The sequence below is a fragment of the Rugamonas violacea genome, from assembly GCF_016461825.1.
GTDB lineage: Bacteria > Pseudomonadota > Gammaproteobacteria > Burkholderiales > Burkholderiaceae_D > Rugamonas.
This window is the reverse complement of sequence record NZ_JAEMNU010000037.1, coordinates 390,007-410,164: the sequence shown is the minus strand read 5'-3', so window position 1 is coordinate 410,164 and position 20,158 is coordinate 390,007. Positions and strand designations below refer to the sequence as shown.

Annotated in this window: 14 protein-coding genes; 1 reads left to right on the top strand and 13 read right to left on the bottom strand. The window is 61.3% G+C overall.

What is annotated here, in order from left to right; all coding sequences use genetic code 11:
• Positions 1-74: 74 nt before the first annotated feature.
• The 10 genes from H7U20_RS09425 to H7U20_RS09380 form a co-directional block, all read right to left on the bottom strand.
• Positions 75-443, bottom strand: a complete 369-nt coding sequence (locus tag H7U20_RS09425) for a hypothetical protein (RefSeq protein WP_199758868.1) — start codon at positions 441-443, stop codon at positions 75-77.
• Positions 440-955, bottom strand: a complete 516-nt coding sequence (locus H7U20_RS09420; protein ID WP_199758867.1) for a hypothetical protein — start codon at positions 953-955, stop codon at positions 440-442. Before H7U20_RS09420 ends, H7U20_RS09425 begins: the two co-directional genes overlap by 4 nt.
• A gap of 36 nt (positions 956-991) precedes the next feature.
• Positions 992-1,348, bottom strand: a complete 357-nt coding sequence (locus H7U20_RS09415; protein ID WP_199758866.1) for a hypothetical protein — start codon at positions 1,346-1,348, stop codon at positions 992-994.
• Positions 1,349-1,494: 146 nt separating this feature from the next.
• Positions 1,495-1,731 (bottom strand): hypothetical protein, encoded by a 237-nt coding sequence (locus H7U20_RS09410; protein WP_199758865.1) that lies wholly within the window; start codon positions 1,729-1,731, stop codon positions 1,495-1,497.
• 122 nt (positions 1,732-1,853) lie between these two features.
• Complete coding sequence (locus H7U20_RS09405) at positions 1,854-2,375, bottom strand: hypothetical protein (RefSeq protein WP_199758864.1); 522 nt, start codon at positions 2,373-2,375, stop codon at positions 1,854-1,856.
• A gap of 83 nt (positions 2,376-2,458) precedes the next feature.
• Entirely contained in the window at positions 2,459-2,674 is a 216-nt protein-coding gene (locus H7U20_RS09400) for a hypothetical protein (protein WP_199758863.1), read from the bottom strand.
• Entirely contained in the window at positions 2,674-3,069 is a 396-nt protein-coding gene (locus H7U20_RS09395) for a hypothetical protein (protein ID WP_199758862.1), read from the bottom strand. Before H7U20_RS09395 ends, H7U20_RS09400 begins: the two co-directional genes overlap by 1 nt.
• A 586-nt stretch (positions 3,070-3,655) precedes the next feature.
• On the bottom strand, positions 3,656-4,393 hold the full coding sequence (locus H7U20_RS09390) for a hypothetical protein (RefSeq protein ID WP_199758861.1): 738 nt from the start codon (positions 4,391-4,393) through the stop codon (positions 3,656-3,658).
• Between the two features lie 7 nt (positions 4,394-4,400).
• Entirely contained in the window at positions 4,401-8,450 is a 4,050-nt protein-coding gene (locus tag H7U20_RS09385; protein ID WP_199758860.1) for an RHS repeat domain-containing protein, read from the bottom strand.
• 119 nt (positions 8,451-8,569) lie between these two features.
• On the bottom strand, positions 8,570-15,511 hold the full coding sequence (locus H7U20_RS09380; RefSeq protein ID WP_199758859.1) for an FG-GAP-like repeat-containing protein: 6,942 nt from the start codon (positions 15,509-15,511) through the stop codon (positions 8,570-8,572).
• A gap of 594 nt (positions 15,512-16,105) precedes the next feature.
• On the opposite strand from H7U20_RS09380, the gene H7U20_RS09375 reads away from it, so the two are divergent.
• Positions 16,106-16,888 carry a PhaM family polyhydroxyalkanoate granule multifunctional regulatory protein gene (locus H7U20_RS09375; protein WP_233410597.1) on the top strand — a complete coding sequence of 261 codons (783 nt, stop codon included), beginning with the start codon at positions 16,106-16,108 and terminating at the stop codon, positions 16,886-16,888.
• A gap of 253 nt (positions 16,889-17,141) precedes the next feature.
• Here H7U20_RS09375 and H7U20_RS09370 read toward each other — a convergent pair whose 3' ends face one another.
• The 3 genes from H7U20_RS09370 to H7U20_RS09360 all read right to left on the bottom strand — a co-directional run bounded on the left by H7U20_RS09370 (position 17,142) and on the right by H7U20_RS09360 (position 19,949).
• The gene (locus H7U20_RS09370) at positions 17,142-17,357 is read right to left on the bottom strand and encodes a hypothetical protein (RefSeq protein WP_199758858.1); all 216 of its coding nucleotides are present in this window, start codon (positions 17,355-17,357) and stop codon (positions 17,142-17,144) included.
• 106 nt (positions 17,358-17,463) lie between these two features.
• Positions 17,464-19,179, bottom strand: a complete 1,716-nt coding sequence (locus H7U20_RS09365) for a tetratricopeptide repeat-containing response regulator (RefSeq protein ID WP_199758857.1) — start codon at positions 19,177-19,179, stop codon at positions 17,464-17,466.
• Positions 19,180-19,193: 14 nt separating this feature from the next.
• Complete coding sequence (locus tag H7U20_RS09360) at positions 19,194-19,949, bottom strand: sensor histidine kinase (protein WP_199758856.1); 756 nt, start codon at positions 19,947-19,949, stop codon at positions 19,194-19,196.
• Positions 19,950-20,158: the final 209 nt, after the last annotated feature.

The window sequence follows — 20,158 nt, the reverse complement described above, 5'->3', positions numbered from 1 at the left end:
CTGCTGAATAGTGTTTCACTGCCCGTCTTTGCTCCGCCCCCTGTACGATTACGAGAAATCAGATGACGCGACAACTATCCTGACACAGGGGGGTAGCGATAGGGGAAAGGCGGCGCGCTTGGTTTGGGCGGCGCTGCGGGCGGCGGCGGCGCGGCTTCGACCACCTTCGGTGGCGGCAGAAAACTGACGGGCTTGAACGGATCGGCGACGGCCTCGACGATGGGATCGCGCGTCAGCGCGTCGCGCCCGGCGCGCGCGGAGCGGAATGGCGGAGCGCCGGGCGGCGGGGGCGGCGACGTCACGGGCCGGGCGGCGGCGGCATGCGCGGCCGGTGCCGCTGCCGCCGCCTGCGGTTGGCCCGGCGGCGCCATCCAGCGGCAGCCGATGAATACACCAGCGAGGGCAGCACAGGCCCAGAACGCCCGGCGTGGCGGCCAGCTCATATGTTCTTCCGATAATACAAGCTGAACTCCAATTGCATATCCAGCTTACTGTCGACCGCCGCGCCGCGCCGGATCGACATGGAGTCGAGCGCCAGGCCGGCATGGTCAGCGAGCACATCGGCGAGGAATTTCTTCAGCTCGACATACCCTCCCCGCATGCGGATTTCAATGCGCGTGCAGCCGATTGCCGCGTCGGGGCCCTTGTCCACGATGGTGTACTTGGCGTCGGAGACCAACAGCTCGCGGTCCTGCGCGAGTTGGTGAACCTCGCCGACGATCGAAGGCGCGTCACCGGCCAGGGCGGCGGCAAGATTCGTCGGCGGACCGCCCTGCTCCCCAGCACGCTTCGATGCGGCCAGCTGGCGGATGTTGGCACGCAACTGCGCGTTGTCCGATCGCATGGCGATGATGAGCGTGTTGCAAGAGTAAAGGGCAATGAAAACGAGCGCCAAAGCGGCAAGAAAAACCCGCCGGGCGCTGACATTTTGAATGAAAAGTGTTTTTATATTCAATTCAACGTTCCAATATCCAAATTCCTCCAAAGCGACTTATCTGACGCCTCCGATGTGGACCTTATCCATTGCAGCAGAAAATAATTTTCCAAAGTCGATATTTGAAATAATAGCTATTAATATCCACGGGAAAAATATTCCTAAGAATATGCCGAAAAACGAACTCACGTCACCCTCAGCCATCACACCGGAAATAGATAACGAAGCCATAAAAGCAACAATAAAAAATACCGTCAAATACTCACAAACATCGATTGAGAATGGAATGGAATATCCATGCCGCCATGTCCGTGGCCCATCAAATCCACGCTGCATCAAGCCAAACATAATTCTATCGAACGAACAGCCAACCTCCGCCTCGCATATTTCCTCAATCTTCTTAGGCACGACCATAAAATCTCCTCACTTCTCGTTAATTACCCGGAGCCGTTAATATATACACCGGGAAACTGACAGCAACTTTCAATCCAAAAGCGATACGACTTTCGATCGTACCGCCATCCACCAGGCAGCCCCTCCCCTATGGACCAACATTACAATCAGCTTTCTTGATTAATTTTCACCCCTTGAGTTGGCCACAATTTCCAGCAATAAAACATCGAAACGCAAATAGAAACTGGCAATCCAACAAATAGCAACACATCGAGCTCATCCATTTTAAAAAGAACGCGCACTAGACCTGAAATCACCACCCCAAAAACAATTCCCATCACAATCGACAGGCATGCGACCGTGACAACTCCGCGAATCACTTCCAAAAAAAACCGCATTCTCATTTAGTTTCCCTAGCTTTCTTAATATCATCTTCGATACCGAACGCCTCCCCCCCACAACAATTTATTTTCTATGAAACTGCCCCCTTGAACACCCCCCTTTACATTGCATGATTCTATCAATCTTATTTAACACCATCACAAAGAGATCTATTCCGAAACTTGAGCACAGTAAACATAACAATTGATACATATGAAAATACCACAATGAACATCGAGAAAATTCTAGCCAACTGAAGCTCTAGCCTGTCGTATTCTTCCTTTTCTATTTCAAATGCAGCCCCGCCATTTACCACTTCGAAGTACTTCCCATTTAACTCAAACCAAGATCTGCTATGCACCACATCTCCTGCATTTGTTACTCCAAACATGTCTTGGACGGCATTAGGGATGCATAAAAAAATTAAAATCAACATGACAATAGCCAACCCAATCAATACTGCAGCACGTCGTCGACTTAAAGATAGCTTGAACCCACGACCTCCATATTCTTTAAATATATTGAACACCCCATAGAACAACAGAGGAAACAATGAGAAAGCAAAAAACCATTGCAAATAAAATTCAACAACATCACCAAAATAAGCAAGGGAACACATGAATATCAAGCCAAGAAAAAACAATAAGTACGACAGAAAATATGTCAATTACACCTCCATTTAATGCCTTCCATAAATACACTATTTCCTGCGAAAAAACAACCGAAAATCCACTCAATTAGAACTAGTAGCTAATGCCCTAAAGTTACATTCTCTCTTATAAATTCACGAAATCCATTCATGAAATTTTTGCCTTGGGCTTGTCCGTTATTTCTCATCGTTTCAGAAGTTCCCCGTGAAGTTGAGGTTACGATGGTCGCTGTAAACTGTTTTCCGGCAAAGGCGCCAGCGCCAATTTTATAGGGTCCGCTAGCAGCAACGCTGGCGATTTTTCCAGAGCTATCCATTACACCAGCAAAGAGTTTTTATAGTTAATACTTGAAATAATAGCTGCAATTATCCATGGCAAAAATATTCCTGAGAATATGCCAACAAATGAAGAAACATCGCCCTCCGCCATCGCGCCGGAAATAAATAGCGAAGTCAGAGAAATGACAATGAAAAAACCTATGAAATCCCCAGTGGTCTTGGCAAGTTTTTTTGAAATTGGAAAAATAAACACCCAAAATATAGTCACATAAATTATCAAAATAGGATTCAAAAATATTGCCCCAGCTCGCTCCGCAGCATCGTCGGTTTTGCAGGCACCTACATAACAACTAAACCTATCGCACAATTCCAATGACAATATCATAATAACATTAAGCACTATGAATTTCATAAACACATGAAAAAATTTCATTTTGTTTTTTATTTCAAAAAATACTCATTGATATTATTTAATGTGGCGATTTGAGTGTAGTTTTTGCTTGCGAAAAATATCTTCCGAATATATAAACAAATAAACTCACACAATTTATTCATTCCGCACTCAAATAAACTTGAATTCAATTCACTCGGTGAATTTTGGCCTTTGAGTCGGCCACAATTTCCAACAATAAAATATCGTAACGCAAATAAAACACGGCAATCCAATAAATAGCAATGCATAAACCTCATCTATTTTAAAACCAATACGCACGGCACCTGCAATTATCCCTTCCCAAATAGCCCCCATTGCAATTACCTCAAAGAAAATAGTAACAATACCGCGAATTAGCTCTATTAAATTTCGCATATTTATTTACTGCCCCTGACTTTTAATATCATCTTAGGCACAAAAAATGAAAAACTCGTTATGCCAAATATGGGGCTTTACGTAAAATGAGTTTGACGATTGATCCAAAATCACAAATAGCGCCTGTGGCTGTTTCATACTCAGATTCGATTGGAGCCCAGTGGCTCATGATTGAATCAAAATTGCGGCGATTTCATAGAAAACGAATGATCTATTGACGGTAATTGGCAAGCACTTTTTCAATTTGCCAAAACAACCGTTCGAAGTAGACAGGATGCAATCCTGATCGCATAATTTCTTTTTTTCTTAGTATTTGATTTAATAGCTCAATTGCAGAATCCTTATTTCCAGATTCGATTAATAACAATGCTGTCGATATATACTCGCTCATCACCTCATAACGGCGGATTCGACAAGGAAGCCTGGTTGACATAAACTCGTCAGCTCGCAATTGAAAATTCGCAACCTGCAGCGGTGATGATAGCTGCTCTACAATTGGCATTACGAAATTCTTCATAACATCAGAAAAATCATTCACAAATAGATCTATAAAATTCTCATTAAAACTCAACGTTGAATATTCTATATCTAAATTATCTTGCCATCTAATATGTGCTGGAAAAAAACGTATTACTTGCATGGATTTTGGAACAACGACAGAAGAAACTCTTCCTCCATCTTGAAATAAACCAAGCTCTCTATAACTTTCAGCAACAAATACCGAATCTATCATCACTAGCGGCTCAACGTTCAATTTATCAGATTCGATTGCAGCCGATATACTAAAAAACATATTGGTCAATAATGTTTCGGATAATTTCTTTTCCCATACAAATATATGTTTTACTGGATCGTTATCTGGCGGCACAAAATTAAAACCAAAACCGCTCATGCATTCGTCCAAAGCTTTAACCACACTGACAAATTCGCGCTTTATTTTTTTCTTCATAAATTATTTATTTCTCAAATTTAATTGTACATGAGGAAACACAGTCAGAAAATTTTCCAGCGTCATTCATATGAGTAAACATGTCCGCTGCCATCACATACGATGACCCCATGATAGTTACAGCACCAACCGCCCCTTTCGCAATATAGCGTGCCCATTGTCTTGATGCACGTGATCCAAATTTTGAAACTAAATTGCTAGCAAAACCCTTAGTAAGATTAGATATTTCAGCTCCTGAAGCTAAACCAAATGCTAGTGACATTTTTGGATTAACAAAAATCACTGCGCCACGTGTTATTGCATCATAAACTAAAATTTGCCCCTTTGATAACTTGGAATAAAGTCCAATTTTCACCTCTTCGAAAATTATAATTCCCTCCCGTTCATAAACAAAGTCCGCAACCGCCCTCACTTTTTTACCGTCCACGATCGCATCTAAGGCAACCTGTGCTTGTATATTGGTAGCCCCTAAGGCTACAAGTTCTGCTCTTCGCGCGGCTTCTCCCGCCTTTCCCGCCATATAATTGTGCGTCACATCATTGAACAGATAGCTAAATGCGCCAGTGAATGCACCGTTTGAAAATTTTCCGCCACCAAGCACCTCGCCTGCGCCACCCACCAACGCACTCACCGTCGTGCCCAACAGACGATCGCCAGAATTGATCGTCTCCTGCATGAAATCAGTTTCTGATGATGCTTTTGTGAAGCTCGCGCTCAACGCACCAGCACCACACGTTCCACCGCCCACTTCGCTAGTTATGCAGCCCGCGACTCCGTGAACCGCAAATCCCATCGTCTCAATACCTTGCGACTCGATGAACGTCCCTGCACCAAAGAAGACCATGGAGCTGAAGGCTCCTTGAACTCCTCCTTTTACGTTTCCTGAAGCAATCGTGCCACTGACAAATCCCGCAACTGCGGCCTGCGCCAAAGCGCTGTCAGTTACTCCGCCCAAAACACCCCATGCCCCCCAAGCTCCGCCACCGGGTCCCAGGAAAACCGCAGCGACAATGGCGGCCGCCATCCGCGCATTGCGGTTGTTGAACAAAAACGGCGCGATCTTGTGTCCGAAGAAGCTCAACTGGCCCGACGGGTCCGTGCAGGTCATCGGATTGTTGTAGCAATATCCATAGCGATTCAGGTTCTGCAAGTTGGTCGGATCCTGAATGAATGGATCGGCCTGCATAAACACGCCCAGGCGCGGGTCGTAAATACGGCCGTTCATGTGGATGACACCCACATCGTCCAAATGTTCATGGCCGGTGTAGCCGCGATCCGTGCCGCTGCTGGTGTTGTTCCAGTCGGCGGCGACATTGCCGTCGGCGTCGTAGTTGCCATCCGCGAAACGGCGCTTGCCGAACGGATCGTAGGAATAGCGCGCCGTCACCGCGCCGGCGTGGTCGGTCGTCGCCACCAGGCTGCCAAGATGATCCTTGTGCCAGTATTCAACCTTGACCAACTCCAGCGACGCCAGGGTCGGCGGGGTCGGTTGCGCCGCCGGCAGGACCGGCAAGGCGTCCCTGGTGACCAGCACGCCGATGCTGACGCCGCCCGCCGACAGGTAGTGGCGATTGCTGACGACGCCGGCCTGTTCCTCGCTTTCGAACGCCAGCCCGCCGGCGTTGTCCGGATGCAGCATCCAGGTGGTGCGCGTGCCGCCGGGGCCGCTGCGCAGCTCCTTGATGCGCTGGTGCGACTCGTCGTACTGCCAGGTGTATTGCGGGCCGCCGCTGGCGCCCTGCAAACCCGACTGGCTGTCCGGCAGGTTGAAGCTGGTGTAGTCGATCTTGCGATAGCCGCCGCCGGTCGAGGTGAGCAGATTGCCGTTGTCGTCATAGGCGTAGCTGGCGGAGAACGCTCCGCTGACGCTTTGCAAGGCGCGTGGCTGCCGCGCCGTCCCCGCCGGTTTGTAGGCGTACACGCCAACATCGCTCTTGAACAGGATGCTGCCGACGGCGTTGTGTTGGAAGGTGACGGTGCGGGTCAGGGCCGGGCCGCCGATGGCGCCGGCGGAAACATCATAGTTCAGCAGGCGGCCGATTTCATCGTAGCCGAACTTCTCGGAAACGGCGCCGCTCTGGCCGTTCCCGTTGGCGTCGGTGCGCGTCTCCACCCGGCTCAGGCTGTCCCACTCGTAGCTGTAGTTCATGACGCCGGCGGTGGCATCCATCCCCGCCGTGCTGGATTCGACGCGCCCGGTGAGCGGTTTGAATTTTGCATTCCCAACGACGTTGTTGCCGTAGATTTGTTGCTCCGCCCTGCCCCAGGCGTTGTAGGACAGGCCCTGCCACAGGAAGCTGCCGGCCGGCAGAGTGACGCCGCCTCCCGGCGCCTCGCCCGGCTTGGCCGGCAGCGGGCTGACCGTCGCCGCCTGCGCCAGGGTCAACGACGACAGGAAGCCTTTCGCCGTGTAATTGAACTTGACCGCCAGGCCGCTTGGGTAGGTTTGCGTGACGGGACGCCCGGTGACCGCGTCGTAGCCGACGGAGACGGCGAAACTCGGGCCGTTGTTGACATCCACCCGGCTACTGGCGAGGCGGCCCAGGCGGTCGTACACCATGCGGCGCTTGACGCCGTTGCTGGTCTGCGTTTCGCACAGCTTGCCGACGCCCGTGCCGCACGCGGCGCCGGCGTCGGCATATTTGTCGTAGTACCAGGTGCTGGTGTATTCCGGCTCGACGCGCTTGCTCATCCGCCCCAGCAGATCGTACTCCATGGTGGTGAACTGCGCCTTGGCCAACTGGTTGGGGCTCTGCTGCGACACCAGTTCGCCGAGGGCGTTGTAGTCGTAGGTCCATTTTCCCGCGTCCGGGTCGTTCATGCTGCGCTTGCGGCCGCGTATGTCATAGCTGACGACGACGGCGTTTTGCAGCGCGTCCTTGACAATCAGCAGGTTGCCAAAGGCGTCATACTGATGGGCGATCTGCGCGCCGCGCGCGTCGGTGACACGGCCGATCTTGCCGTCGACATTTTTTTCCTCCGTGGTGGCCCTGCCCCAGTCGTCGGTGGCGACGGTGGTCATACCCTGGTAGTCGAGGTGGGAGCGCGCCGCCTGCGCGCTGCCGCGGGCGCCGAACGCCACGCTGCCGTACTTGCCCTTCGGATCGCTGACATACACGTCCAACGGTCGTCCCAGCTCGTCGTAGACGGTGGTGCTCATGCCGTAGCCGGCGGCGCCGTCGGCGGTGGACGAGGAGCTGTCCAGGAAGTAGGGCTGGGTGCTCACCAGCACACCGCCGAGGAAGTTGTAGTCGGTGTCCTGGACGATGCGCCGGTCCGTCCCCAGCTTCTGGGTGCTGCCGTCGAAGGCCTCGGTGACCGATCGCAGCTTGCGTCCGGCGGCGTCCAGGTAGACGCGGCTGAACGGTCCGATTTTCCTGTCGTCCACCGCCAGGCGCGTTTCGCTGAAAACGAAACTGACGGCATCGGCCGGAATCTCCGCCGCGCTCGGCCTGCCGCAGTTGTAGTTGTTGCTGCTGACGTCGTCGATCTTGCCTGGCACATACAAGTAACAATACAAGGTCACCGTGCTCGTGCCGTCGGCGCGCACCTCCTTGAGCGTGCGGCCGAACTGGTCGAGCAGCCAGGAGGTGGCCAGCTGGTTCGGACCGACCAGCGACACCGGCGAGCCGTAGCGCGGATCGAAGCTGCGGCTTTCGCTCTGCAGCAGGGCGTTGCTGAGCTTGCTCGGGAAAGTGCCGGCCGGGATCGGCACGGCGCCGGCCTCGCCGGCGTTGCCGACGCCCGCCGGATACTCGCTGCCGCTGCCGCGCGGCTGGAACAGTGCGCTGCCGGCCGCGCCGTCGCAGTTCTTCGTCGTGGTCGACTTGCGGTTGCCGTAGGCGTCGTAGGTGTAACTGGTCTTGACGCACAACGAGGGGGTGTTCGGCTCGATGGTCTCGCTGATCAACAGGCCGTTGGCCGGATCGTATTCGAAGGCGCTGGAGCGGCTGAAGGCGGAGGGGTCGGCCGGCACCTCCTGGGCGCGCGTGGCCGGGCCGGCGAGGATCGTCAGACTCAGCAGGAAAAAGGCGAAGGCGCGGCGGGTCGCGGTCATCTTGATGGTCCTATCGGAAAATGTCGTGACGGACCGGTGCCGCGGCGCGGCGGGCCGGGAGGGCAAGTCGGTCGGCCGCGCTGGCGCCGCCGGCCGCGGCGGGCTTGGGCGGGCGGCGCTCATTTGCCGACCTCCGCCGCCGCGCCGGCGGGCCGGGCCGGCGGCGCGGCGGCGGGCGCGGCCTCCTCGGGCGGGACGACGTCGCCGCCGCTGTCGCCCGCCGTCTTGGCGGCCGCCCGCTTGAAGGTGATGGTGTTGCTACCGGTGGCGAGGTGGTTGTAGAAATCGCGCACCTCCAGCTGCCAGGTCTCGACCACGGTTTCGCCGTTGGCCAATTGCGCGGTGAAGACCGGGTCCTCGACGGCGGCGTTGGAGATGGTCGAACGGTTTCCCGCCAGACGGGTCCAGACGTAGTTGTACGGCGCCCGGCCTCCCGCCACGGTGACCACCTGCGTGATCGCGCCGCTACCCGTGCCGGCGGTGGGGATCGTGCCGGCGCGGGCCGGCACCGACACCGTCAACTTGGCCGGCGTGGAGAAGCTCACCGTTGTCCCGGCGGACATCGTGGTGCCAAAAGTGTCGGTCACCTTGAGGTTCCATGTGTCCGACATCACCTGGCCGTACGCCAAGTTGGCGCTGATCGTCGGCGTCGCCGAGGTCGGATCCGACATCGTGGTCGGATTCGCCGAATTGTGCGTCCAGGCATAGCGGTAGGGGGCCACGCCGCCGCCCACCAGCGCCGTCAACACGCCGGAGGTGGGACCGGGATTGGCCACCTGGCCGAATCCGGACGGCGTGAAGCGGATCGTCAACGGCTCGCCGGGATAGTTGAACGTGATGTCGGTGTTGGCGCTCGCCGAATGGCCGACCGTGTCCTTCACCGACACCTGCCAGGTTTCGACGATGCTCTCGCCCAGGATCAAGTTGGCCGCGATCACCACGTTCGACAGCGTCGGATTGGCCGAGCTCGAACGGCCGCCCGAGACGCGGCTCCAGGCGTAGGTGTAGGGTGGCCGTCCGCCGCTCGGGGTTGCCCCGATGCGCAGCGAGGCGACACCATTGCCCGCCGCCGTGGCGACGGCGGTCGCCTTGGCCGCCAGCGTGACGGCCATGGCGGCCGGCGTGGTGAACTCGGCGCGGATCGAGGCGGCCAGTTTCGAGCCGAAGGCGTCGCTGATGGCGACCGTCCAGACCTCCGCCACGGACTCGCCGACGCCCAGCGTCATCGTCAAGGTCGGGTTGGGTATGCTCGCGTTCGACAGCACGCCGCGCGGTTTGGCCGGGCCGGTCCAGCCGTAGCGGTAGGGCGGCGCGCCGCCGGCGACGTTGACCGTCATCGTGCCCGCCGCCGTCCCCGGATCGTTCAGGTCGACGTCCAATTTCGGCGGCGTGAACGCGGCCGACAGTTTGGCGCCGGGATACGCGAAGGTGATCGGCGCCTGCACCCTGGCCGTGTGTCCGGCCGAGTCGGTCACCAGCACCTCCCAGGTCTCGCTCAAGCGCTCGCCCAGCAACAGCGTGGCCTGGATGCGGGGCGTGATTGCCTGGTCGTTCAAGGCGATGGAGCGGGTGCCGGAGACTCTGGTCCACTTGAACGTGTTGCCGCCGGTGCCGCCGGTCGGCGCCGCCTGTCCGACCGAGGACGAGACGCCCTGGGTCGCCGCCGTGGCGTCCTGGGCCTCGGGCAACACCGCGTTTCTCACCGTCAAGGGCGAGGGCGCGCGCATGGTCACCGCCAGGCGGTCGGCCGCCGACTTGCCCGCCGAGTCCTTGACCGTGAGCAGCCAGCTCTCGGCCTTGGTCTGGCCCGCCGCCAGCGTGGCGCTGATCGTCGGATTGGCCACCGTGGCGTTCGACACGCTGGAGATCATGCCGGCGCTCGCGGTCCAGCTATAGGTGTACGGCGGTATGCCGCCCTTGACCGTGGCCAGCACGCTGCCTTCGACGCGGCCCGGGTCGGTCGCCTGCAACAGCAGCTCGGCCGGCTCGAACGTGATCGTCAACGCCGTCGCCGGATAGGCGAAGGTCACCACGGTGGCGGCGGCGGCCGAGTGCTTGGCGGCGTCACGCACGGTCAAGGTCCAATCCTCGACGATGCTCTCGCCCAGCGCCAGGGTGGCGCTCAGGACGGGATTCTCGATTCCGCTGTTGGAAGCCGACGAGCGGCTGCCGCGGCTGCGCTCCCACTGGTAGCTGTAGGGCGCGCGGCCGCCGGAGACGACGACGTTGGCGGCGCTGACGGCGGCCGAGGCGACGCCGCCGGTGGCCGCCGTGGCGTTGGCGGCGCGCGTGGCGGCCGGTATCGACACGGCCAGCGCCGCCGGCGCCGAAAAGGCCACCGGCACGGTGGCGGCGAACTGCTTGCCGGCGCTGTCGGTGACGGTCAGCTTCCAACTTTCGGAGATCTGCTCGCCGATCGCCAGCGTCGCGCTCACCGTGGGGTTGGCCACGGCGGGATTCGACAGGCTGGTCTTGCTGCCGGACACCCGCGTCCAGGCGTAGCTGTAGGGCGGCACGCCGCCGCTGGCGGTGGCGCTCAGCACGCCGGAGGCGGGACCGGCATCGTCGGCCTGCACGCGGAACGGCGCCGGGCTGAAGCTCAGGCCGATGGCGGCGGCCGGATAGTTGAAGGTGATGGCGATGCTGGCCGCGCTGGTGTGCTTGGCCGTGTCGCTCACCGTCAGCTGCCAGCTCTCGGTGAACAACTCGCCAGGTGTCATCGCCACGCTGATGGTCGGATTGTGCGCGGCGGCGGCGGACGCGGTGGAGCGCGTGCCGGCCGTGCGCAGCCAGCTGTAGGTGTAGGGCGGCCGGCCGCCGGTGGGCGTCACGCTCATCGGTGCGGAGGCCAGGCCGGCGGCGTTCGCCGTCACGCTGCGGCTGGCCGGCAGGGGGAAGGCCAGCGCCGCCGGCGCGCTGAAGGTGATATTGACCGCCGCCGTGATCAACTTGGCGGCGGCGTCGGTAACCGTCACCCGCCATTGCTCGGTGAAGGCGTCGCCGGCCACCAGGTTCGCCTTGATGACGGGATTGGCCAGCGTACTATCGCTCAGGCTGGCGCGCGTGCCGCTGACCCGGCTCCACTGGTAAGTGTAGGGCGCGATGCCGCCGCTCGGCGCGGCCATCAGCGTGCCCCAGGCCTCGCCGGGGTCGTTGGCGTCGATCCGCATCGGGCTCGGATTGATCTTCACGGCCAGCGGGCCGGCCGGCACGGCCAGCGTCACCGCGACGATCTGCGAGATCACGCCGTTGGCGGCATCGGTGACGGTCAGCTGCCACAGCTCGGTGATGTTGTCGCCCAGCGCCAGCGTGGCGCTGACCTGGGGATTGGCGATCGCGTTGTTGGAGACGGCCGAGCGAGCGCCCTTCACCAACGTCCAGCGGTACTGGTACGGGGCGATGCCGCCGCCGACGGCGGCGGCCAAGTTGCCGGCCACCAGGCCCGGCGCGGCGGCGAACACCTTCAGCGGGTTCGGTGTGATTTTCAACGCGAACTCGACGCCCTTGGTGGCGCCGGCGTAGGGTGCCGTGCCCGGCACGGTGGCGGTGCGGGTGATGTTGTCGGTTGCCGCGCCGGCGTTGCTGGTGCGCTGCTGCACCTCCTTGGCGGTGACCAGCTCGACCTCGTTGATCTTGCCGAAGCGGGTGGCGGCGGCCTGCTGGCGCAGCGCCGCCGCCGGACCCTTGACGCGGTTCTCGGCGCCGACCTTGGCCGTCTTCAGGCGGCCCAGGATCCAGGCGTCGCCCGCCACGCTGTTGGGGAAGTAAGTGTTCTCGGTGGTCTTGGTGAAGATCTGGTTCTGCCCCAACGCGCTGCCCTGGGTGGTGTTGACGATGCGCTCGGCGTCACCGCTGTCGTTGAAGGAGTTGACCGTGCTCACCGTCGGCAGCATGGTGCCGTTCAACTCCCAGCCCTCGTCGACGCTCATATACAGGTAGGGCCGGCGCACCCTGGCCTTGGAGAAACAGGGGTGCCCGGTGTTGGCGTTGGCCTCGGCGCCGGGCGGCGCGGTCTTGTCGCAGTAGATGTTGAAGCGGTTGGCGACCACCTGCGGCGAGTTGCTGCCGCGCAGGTCGCCGACCCAGGTGCGGCTCAGCACCGCCGCGCCGGTGTTGACGCCGTCCTGCTCGTGCACCGTCAAGACCGTCAGGAACTTGCCGTTGACGGTGGGCGTCTGCGCCCGCATCTCGCGGAAGCCGAGCCAGCCGCGGCCGTCGTAGGCGATCTTCAGGCCGGCGTACAGGTACTCCGTCACCAATTGCTTGGCACCGACGCCGGTGTCGCTGGTGGTGGTGGCCACCACCTGCATCGGCATGATGAGGTCGCGCAGCGGGTACTTGGCGCCCAACTCGCTGCTGCCGAAGTCGTGGAAGTAGCGCTCGCCGTAGGGGGCGACATAGGAATTGGGCAGAGGCACCCATTTGAGCGTGGTGCGCAGGCCGGTCGCGGAGACGGCCGAACTGAGCTGGTCGAGCGGCGTGGCGTCGCGTTTCTCGTAAAGCACATTGGCGGCGCCGACGCCGGCGTTGCCGCTCAGGCGCAGTATCTCCAGCGTGCCACGGCCGCTGAAGTCGCCGGTGACGAAGGCGAACGCGCCGTCGCTCTTCTGCAAAGTGTCGTTGCCGCTGGTCAGATTGAAGGCGCCGTTGCGGAAGGTGCCGTCGCCGTTGCTCAAGAAGACGGCATTGCGCGCCGGGTCGTCCGACCAGCGCAAGATATCGCTGCGGCCGTCGCCGTCAATGTCGGCGGTGATGAAGCCCAGGTTCGCCACCTTGCTGCCGGGAACAAGGCCACGCAGCTCCAACCCCGGGGTGTTGAGGTTGAAATTCGACGTCGGCAACAGGTTGTTGGTGCCGTTCGCCACGTAGGCGTACTGGTCCTTGGCGGTACCGTTGGGATAGGTGAACAGGCAATCGGCGCGGCCGTCGCCGTTCAGGTCGAGCAGGCGCTCGCATCCCAGCCCGTACAGGTCGCCGCCGGAGTCGAAGTTGCCGTCGCCGCGCGACAGATAGACGCCGCCCTCGACGATCACGTCGTTCATGCCGTCGCCGTTCAGATCGCCGACGTAGGGGCGGGCCAGGTAGCTTTCCGGCGCCTCCGGGTTGGAATACAGCGAGTGGCGCGCCAGATTGGTGTCGGTTTTTTCGACGAAACTACCGTTCAGTTGCGCCATGAAAAGGCGGGAGCATGACTGGGAGGCGCACAGGACATCGCCATCGGGCACGCTTTCCATGTCGTGATAGGCCGGCATGATGGTGCTGACGACGTCGAGCAGGCCATCGCCGTTGACATCGAGCAGATGGTAGGTCGCGCCCTGGGTTTGATGATAGATGGTGGTGTAGCCACCGCCGTTGCAGATCGACAGCGCGGACCCGTCCGGCGCGGCGGGGGCGCGCGGCACGGCGGGGAGGCGCCGCGCGACCGGCGGCTGGCGTACCGGAATGTCGCCGTCGCAGCGGTAGGTATACGATTGCACGGCGGCGGTCTGGTTGAAATCGACGTTGGCGACGTCCTGGCTGGCGAAGGAGCCGTCGCCGCGCGACAGGAACAGGACGTTGCGCGGCGCGCCGCAGGAACCGCCGTTGTTGTCCTTGGCCCGCATCAGGCGCAGGATATCGGTGGCGCCGTCGCCGTTGAAGTCGAGCGCGACCGCATAGTAGCAACCGTTGCTGCTGAACAGGTACTGGTCGGTCAGGTTGAACTGGCCGGCGCCACCGCCAATTGGGGTCGGGTTGAAGTTGCCGTCGCCCAGGCTGCGGTACAGCTGGTTGGCGGACGGCGTGTTGGACCAGCGCAGGATATCGCTGCGCCCGGTGGCGAAGAAATTGCCCGTCAGGACACCCAACTCGCCCTTGCTGCTGTGCAACTGGGCGCCGGCCAGCCCGCTGGCGGCGAATTTGGCGTTGGCCTGGTATTGTGCGCCGCCGCCCTCGGCATAGTTGAAGCTCACGGCGGGCAGGCACGGCGTGGCGGCCGCGCCGGCACATTCGACGATTTTCCTGAGCCGGCTGCGCCCGCTGACGGCGCCGTGGTCGTACTCCAGCTTGACCGTTTTGACGCCAACAGCCGTACTCGGTTGTTGCACCTGGTCGCCCGGCCAGTTGATGTAGGTGCGGATGGTGTCCAGGCGGCGTATGCTGACGTTCTTGCTGCCCTGGTGGTAGGCCTCACCGCGGTCCTGCGCGCCGTTCGGCGCGTCGGGACGGTCGCTGTAAGCGAACACCATCCTGTTGGCCGGCAGTTGGGCGCCGTGGCCGGTATAGCGGATTTCCAGCAGGTTCCACTCATGTCCCGGCGTGGTCGCCGCGCCGCCGCGCTCCAAGTTCGTGCCCCATGCCACGTCGCGTTGCTCGTACTGGAAATCCATATGGTTGCCGACGCTGTCGAAGATGCGGCTGACGGCCCACGACACGATGACCGGCCGGCCCCTGGCATTGATCGCGGCGTTGGCGCGCGGATCGCCCGCCGCGCCGTATTCATACAGCTGGCCGCTCTTGGTCCACACCCTGAAGTAGGCCGGGCCGTTGGCCGGATCGCCGCCGGCCGCGCCGTAGGCGCGGATGCGGGCGTAGATGTCCTTCTCGGTGCGGTACTCGCGCACCATGCCCTCGCCGCCCCTGCTGTCGTTCTGCTGGAAGGGATTCTCAAAGGTGGGGTTCTGGTTGTCGGCGTTGAACACGACGCCGTTGGCGTCGGTCTGGATCAGACGCTGGCCGTCCATACACAGCTTGTCGTTGGCATCGAAGGCGACAGCTCGTGCCGTACCGTCGGTTATCTTGTTGCTCTGGCAGCGGGTAATGCTCGAAATGCCCTGCAAGGTCCAGCCGCGCCCCAATGGTCCGTTGACCTCCCCACCGCTGTATAACAGCGCGATGTTCGGCGCCATGCCGGCGATGCCGGGCGGCACCGCGATCTGCCGGCTGTAGGTCGGCGTACCGCCGGCGGAAATGCCCAGCGTCTGGGCCCAGGCCCCCGACGCCGCCATGGCCAACAGCAGGCCGGCGGCAAACCTCGCCATCACGCCGCGGCGCGTCTGAATCACATGGTGTGTCGTAGTCAAGCTGATTTCTCCCTACCGCTGCGGAAAGCCGGCGCCTACGGCGCCGAAACGGACTGCTGGTCGACTGGTCGTGCTGGGCGGCCTGACAAGGAAGGCAGAACAGAATCAGGTCACTATCAAAATTGATGCATTTAATTTAATTTTTATTTTTTGCAACTATTGATTTTCATCACATGCTAGCCGGGATTTATCGTCGCCACTCTCTCCAAATATCACAAATGGAAACTTTATTAAAACTTCAATTCGTGAAGTCACGTTTCACCGGCTCTGGCCCTGTCGGCTCTATGCTGCTTCGTGTCGAAACTGATCTCGGTTGGCATGGGGGGAAAAGACAAACACCTGCGGCATGGCCAGGCGCGACGCCATCCGACAGAAAGCCAGCTCGGCCATCCGGAAGCGCCACCAAGACGGCGCGTCCGCATCTCTCTTTTTGAGGCTTCATTGTTCTGCGTCAATGGCCCACCATGACAGGCGCCATCACGGCACGCGGATTTCTTTGAAGGGGCGCGGTTTATCTGCTACGCTATTTGCTCACCTCACAGGAGACTACCCATGGCCAATTCGCAAATGCCCAACATCCCAGGCGCCGCTGTCATGACGGACACACTCGATTTCGTCAAGAACCTGTGGGGTAGCATGAGCGTTCCCGGCCTGACCGCGCCGACCTTGTCGGTCGACGAGCTGGACAAGAAAATCAACGATCTGAAAGCGGTCGAGGCCTGGCTGAACCTGAACATGAGCATGCTGCGCGGCAGCATCCAGGCGCTGGAAGTGCAGCGCAACACCATCGCCACGCTGAAATCGGTGGGCGCCAGCCTGGCCGCCGCCGTCAACCAGGGCGCCGACAGCTCGAAGTTCGATTCGAATCCGTATGTGTCGGCCTTCTTCCAGCAACCCAGCGTGACGCCGCCGAAGGCGCCTGCGGCCGCAGCGGCGCCGGCACCGGCGCCAGCCGCCGCCGGCAGCGGCGCGTCCAGCGCCGGCGCGACGGGCGGCGCCAAGCCGGCCGCCCCGGGCGACACCTCGGGCGCCGCGCAACTGGCCAATCCGGCCGTCTGGTGGAACCTGCTGCAGGACCAGTTCAAGCAGGCCGTCTCGAACGCGATGAGCCCGGAAGCGGTGGCCGGCGCGACGGCGCGCGCCACCGAGACGGCGGCCAAGTTCGTCGCCGCCGCCGGCGGCAAACCGCCGGCGGCGACGGCCTCGTCGGCCACCGGCTCGTCGGCCTCGGTCAGCGCCACACCGGCCACCAAGCCGCAAGCCACCGCCCCGCTCAAGGCCGAGGTGGTGGCCAAACCGGCCGCCGCCAAGAAGGCAGCGGCCAAGCCAGCGCCGGCCGGCAAGGCCGGCAAGGCCGGCAAGGCCGGCAAGGCCTGAGTTCGAGCGCGGCGGGACGCGCCGTGGTGCCCGCCTCGGGCAGCCCCCCTCCCGCAGCTCTATTTAAACACCCCACAGGCGAAATCTGGGGTCGGACCCGCCGGGTCCGACCCCGGCTTCTGCCTGTGGGGTGGTTTTATTGCAGGCGTGACGATACCTCGCGCTGTCGCGGCGCGAAAAAACCGGACACTCCACCTGCGGGATGAATGTGTGTGTGTCCCCGGCGCCTTGGGCCGGGGTCGTGCCGGCCTGCTTAGGCCAGGCGCTGGATGCGAATCGCGTCGATCAGGCCGTCGGCCTGGCGCTGCACCTTGACGATGCTGATCAGGCCCTCGTCGGCCAGTTGCTTGGCGTTGTCGTGCGCGGACTGGAAGTCCGGCAGCGTGTCACCCTTGGCGAGCACCGGACGGATCCAGGCGGCGCTGCCCACTCTCATTTTTTCGTACACTTCTTTGGCGATATCTCGCATCTTATTTATCCTTATCGTAGTCTGGCCAAGACGCCGAACCAGTCGGCGCCATAGGCCAGTGTAATCATTCAGGCGCGCGGAAACAAGGTTCCGTTGCGCCAAACCGTCATTCCGCCGCCGCCGCCGGCGTCCCGGCCGCCTCCGCCGACGCCGTCTGCGCCGCCTCGGACGGCAGCGGCGCCGGCGCCAGCAGGGCCAGTTGTTCCATCAATTGGGCGAAGCGCTGCTGGCCGGGGGCGATGCCGTCGACATGCATCAGCACGCCGATGGCCTCCTCCGACAGCGCCATCTCGTAGCCGCGCTGCTGCATGTGCGAGATCAGGATCTGCGCCGCGTTGAACAGGATGCGCAGATTGTTCGGCAGCGCGGCGCGCGCCTCGCGCATCCACTCGACCGCCTCGTCGAGCTTGCCGGTCTTCCACAGCAGCACGCCCTTGTTCATCATGTCCGAGGCCTCCTTGCGCGCGCCCTTGATCAGCTCCTCGCCCTCCTCGGTCATGCGCGCCTTGTCGAACACCTTCTGCACGTCCTCCAGCAGGGGCAGGTTGTCGTGATTGTTGCGGGTCAGATAGCACAGCAGGTCGACCGGCGCCTCCTTGACGCCGACGGCGAACAGCAGCGTGGCCATCTCCATGCAGGTCGGCGTGTCGGGCCGCTTCTTCTCGCCGGCCAGCATCAGTTCGAGCTCGTCGCCGGACTTGCGGGCGCGCCGGTAGTCGCCGCTCTCGTGGTAGACCAGGCCCTCGGTGATCTTGGCGCGCAGCTCGACCTGGTTGCCGGCGAAGTCGCGCACCGCCGCGTTGAGCAGGCGCACCGCCTCCTTGGTGTCGTTCTTCTGGCCGCAGACGCGGGCCAGGCCGAAGTAGGCGTCGACCGTCTTCATGATCGAGTACTCGCCGATCTCGATGCACTTGCGGAAGGCCTTCTCGGCCAGCGGGATGTTGCCCAGCTTGAGGGCGGCCATGCCCAGCGCGCGCTGCCGCGGCACCGAGTTGGGCGACAGCTTGGCGGCCTTCTCCAGCACGTCGCAGGACTCCTCGGTCTTGCCCATCAACTGGTAGGCCAGCGCCAGCTGGTCGAAGGCGTCGATGAAGAAGCGGTTCTCCGAGATCACGCCCTGGAACATCTGCCGCGCCGCCTCCAGCTCGCCGTTGTTCATGCGGATCTTGCCCAGGCCGGTGCGCGCCCAGTTGTACTCGCGCTCCTCGAGCACCCGTTCGAACACCTTGCGCGCCAGCTCCGGCTCGCCGCTCTTGAGCAGCAGGTGGGCCTTCATGCGCAGCAGGTCGATCTCGTGCAGCTTGTGGTGGACGATCTGCTCGTCGCACAGGCGGGCGGCGCGCAGGTAGTCCTTGTCGGCGAAGGCGTGGTCGATCTCGGCGAAGATCTGCTTCTTGTGCCAGACGCGGTTGAGGCGGGTCAGCAGCACGCCCTCGGTGATCGGCTTGATGATGTAGGCGTCGGGCTGGTGCTCGGCGGCGCCCATCACCGACTCGACGCTCTTCTCGGCCGACACCATCAGCCAGACGCTGCTGGGCAGCACCAGGTTCTTGATGCGCGCCTCCTCGAGCACCTGCTGGCCGTTCTTGCCCTCGCCCAGGTTGTAGTCGCACAGCACGACGTCGTAGCGGGTCTTGCCGAGCAGGGTCATGGCCTCGTTGCCGCTGGCGGCCTGGTCGATGTGCTTGGCGCCCAGGTTGCGCAGCGACTCGCGCAGCAGTTGGCGGATGCCGACGAAGTCGTCGACCAGCAGATAGCGCTTCTCGGCCCAGTCGATGCCGTCGACGGCGGTGGCGGCGGGATCGATGGCGTGCGGGGTCATCGGCGGCGTTCCGTTCAAGGCAGGCGCAGCACGAAGCAACCGCCGCCCAGCGCGCCGCCGTTCTCCAGCGCGATGGCGCCGTGGCGCTGGCGGTGCTTGTGCATGCGCGCCACCTCGCTGGAGAAGTACAGTCCGAGGCCGCTGCTGTTGCTGATGAAGTTGACCTTGCCGGCGCCGCCCCGCATGGCCGCCGCGCCGGCCGCCAGCATGGCCGGCGGGAAGCCGGCGCCGTTGTCGGCCACGCGCAGTTCGAGGTAGTCGCCGTCGACGGCGACCGACAGGCGGATGCGGTCGCGCGTGTAGCGGATGGCGTTGTTGATGGCGTGGACCAGCACGCCGATGACCAGGTCCTCGTCGAAGCACCAGATCTGCGCGGACGGGAAGTCGAGTTCGAGGGCGATGCCGCGCGAGCGCAGCAGGATGCGGCTCTGCGAGGCGACCTGCTCGACCAGCTCGCCGATCCGCTGCGGCGTGGCGTCGAAGGGATAGGCCGGCTTGCCGACCTCCTTGTACAAGGCCAGCAGCTGGATCAGGTTGTCGTTCAGGCGCTTGCTCTGGTAGAGCATCTGCGCCATCTGCGGGTAGGCGGCGGCGGGGTCGGTCGGATCGAAGGGGGCGGAGTCGGCGGCGGCGGCCGGGAGGGCGGCGGGCGGCGCGGCGGCCAGGAGGTTTTCCAGCGTGCCGCTGAGCACACTGATCGAATTCTTCATGTCGTGCACGGTCGACGCCAGGAACATGTACAGCTCGGGCGAACCCGCTTGGTCATCCATCGTTCAGCTCTCCATCGGGCGATCCGGCAGCGCCCTCAGCGCGATTTGAAAGGTAGTCAGAGCCGAATTATATCCTGTAGCACAGGCCGTCGCCCCGCTTTTGCGCTGGCACAAGCGCGGCTTGGCGCCGGAACAACGCCCGGCGCCGGCGCCGCCGCTCAAGGCGCCAGCGGCTACAAGACCACCCACAGGCGAAGAGCCGGGGTCGG